This window comes from Streptomyces sp. SID5785 (assembly GCF_009870065.1).
Lineage (GTDB): Bacteria > Actinomycetota > Actinomycetes > Streptomycetales > Streptomycetaceae > Streptomyces.
This window is the reverse complement of the sequence record NZ_WWIA01001086.1, coordinates 1-590: the sequence shown is the minus strand read 5'-3', so window position 1 is coordinate 590 and position 590 is coordinate 1. Positions and strand designations below refer to the sequence as shown.

Sequence of the window (590 nt, the reverse complement as noted above, 5' to 3'; positions counted from 1 at the left end):
GCCCGGCCGTCGCTGCTCGCCGGGGCCTTCGCCGGTGCGGCCCGGCAGGTGCCGGGGATGCTCGACGCGCTGGAGGCGGCCGATGACGTGTTCTGCGACACGGCCGCGCAGATCCACGTGCCGCGCTGGCATCGCGGCCGGGTCGCCCTGGTCGGGGACGCGGCGTACGCCCCCTCGTTCCTCACCGGTCAGGGCACGAGCCTGGCGCTGGCCGGCGCCTACATGCTCGCGTCCTCGCTGGCCGGGCGAGACCAGGAGGCGGGGCTCGCCGCCTACGAGGCCGGCACGCGCCCGTTCGTCACGGCGAACCAGGAGCTGATCGGCGAGGACGGTGCCTCGCTCTTCCCGCGGACGGCCGCCGCCCTGGAGCGTCGTAACGCCCGGCTGCGCGGTCTGGCTGCCCTGCCCGCGCCGCCGCGGCAGCCGGCCCACACGGCGCTCACTCTTCCTGGCTGACGCCCCGGGCCGGCGGGCGCATCCGTCTCACGCGCCGGTTCGTCACCTCTGCCTACGCGCCGGTCCGTCCGTCTACGCCTTCGCGGATGAGGTCGGCGTGCCCGTTGTGCCGGGCGTACTCCTCGATCATGTGC

Annotated in this window: 2 protein-coding genes; one reads left to right on the top strand and one right to left on the bottom strand. The window is 75.8% G+C overall.

From position 1 onward, the window contains the following. On the top strand, window positions 1–456 hold a 456-nt coding region (locus GTW43_RS35040), incomplete at its 5' end, for an FAD-dependent monooxygenase (RefSeq protein WP_202502333.1). A 52-nt stretch (window positions 457–508) separates the two neighbouring features. On the opposite strand, the gene GTW43_RS35035 is transcribed toward GTW43_RS35040, so the two are convergent. Next, on the bottom strand, window positions 509–590 hold an 82-nt coding region (locus tag GTW43_RS35035), incomplete at its 5' end, for a DUF664 domain-containing protein (protein ID WP_161306006.1).